This window comes from Methanoregula sp., assembly GCF_002835825.1.
Classification (GTDB): Archaea; Halobacteriota; Methanomicrobia; order Methanomicrobiales; family Methanospirillaceae; genus Methanoregula.
Genome location: NZ_PIZH01000600.1, coordinates 1 through 1,272, shown reverse-complemented (window position 1 = coordinate 1,272; position 1,272 = coordinate 1). Strand labels below are relative to the sequence as shown.

The 1,272-nt window shown below is 53.6% G+C and carries 2 protein-coding genes; both read left to right on the top strand.

What is annotated here, in order from left to right; translation table 11 throughout:
* Window positions 1-210 precede the first annotated feature (210 nt).
* Complete coding sequence (locus tag CW742_RS13695) at window positions 211-831, top strand: hypothetical protein (RefSeq protein ID WP_292421330.1); 621 nt, start codon at window positions 211-213, stop codon at window positions 829-831.
* The coding region (locus tag CW742_RS13690; RefSeq protein WP_292421329.1) for a hypothetical protein at window positions 828-1,272 on the top strand (445 nt) is incomplete at its 3' end. The genes CW742_RS13695 and CW742_RS13690, both read left to right, overlap by 4 nt.

Below are 1,272 nucleotides of genomic sequence, written 5' to 3'. Positions count from 1 at the left end.
GTGTCTGTGTATTCACTGACCTATCATACATCCTTGATGCTGTGTGTTTCCTGGCAGATCGATTCCTTGCTCATCACGAGCGACAAGTGGGAGATCAGGTTTACGGTCAAGGGAAGCAATGCCAGTGATGCAAACACCGCGTAGATCACAATATGCAATCTCTCTCGGAAAACGAGAGAGACGATTAAAGCAGACCAGGAGGTCCTGCTCATGGCAGGATATGTCGGAGACAACGGCAACATCTTCGTAGGAAAAATCAAAACAATCAGCGAGACCCGCGACCAGGGCGAACTCCAGACAAAGATCTTGGTCCTTACGAAAGGATACGCAGCAGGGATCCCGGCAGTGAAATACCCGGCCGGAACGCCCCTGAAGACCATCATCGAAAATGCATTCCAGGCATCGAAGATTACTCCGGAAATGATTGACGATCAGGGGTTTACGCTCGAAAGCGAGGGTACGTCCGATACCAACGCGGGGGCGGTCCTTGAATATTGCGCGAAACTGATTAACGGCAGCAAAAAACCGCACAAGACCGCGAAATATTATATCGAAGGGAACGCCGGCTATTTTGTCACAGATGAATACGCCCGTGATGCCGTGGTCCTGTCAGCAGAGACCGGCTTGATCGAAACCGTCCCGGAGAGCCCTGACGATGGATCCTATACCCGATCGATCCAGTGCGGATTCAATCACCGTATCAGGGTGGACGCGTACGTTGACCTGCGCTCCCTGTCACTGGGAGCATCCGGGACCTACAAGGTAGTCGAATATGTGCACAAGTACGAAGGGACGGATTACATGACGGAATGCAAGGTGAAACCGCTGTGAACTACACCCAGTGCATGGCCGAGCTGATCGAACGGCGCCTGTCAAAAATCAACACCCTGGCGATCGGGACCCTCACAAAAGTTGACCTGTCGAAATGGCGGGCGGACGTGCGGCTGAAGACCAAGATTCAGGGACAGAATATCGAGATCGCCAACGTACCGATCGCGCTGCAGATGTTCTCGGCGGGCAGCCTGCAGATCGCTCCTGCAGTTGGGGATGTCGTGATTATCGGGGTCTCAAAGCACGAGATCCAGAAACAGCTCCGAAACCGTGATCTCGTCGAGGCGAACGAGCAGGTCCTGTACAACATCAACCATGCAGTGATCCTGTCAGGGGCTTATGTCGAGAGCGACGCCGTTCCGTCCGTGGCAGCCAACGAGATCCTGATACTGCACAGTAGCGGGTCCTCGATCGCGGTCAAAGCCAAGTGTGATATCGAAA

Bases quoted from the DNA above. Each gene is read 5' to 3' on its own strand.
- CW742_RS13695 (WP_292421330.1), top strand. From the start codon at position 211: ATGGCAGGATATGTCGGAGACAACGGCAACATCTTCGTAGGAAAAATC.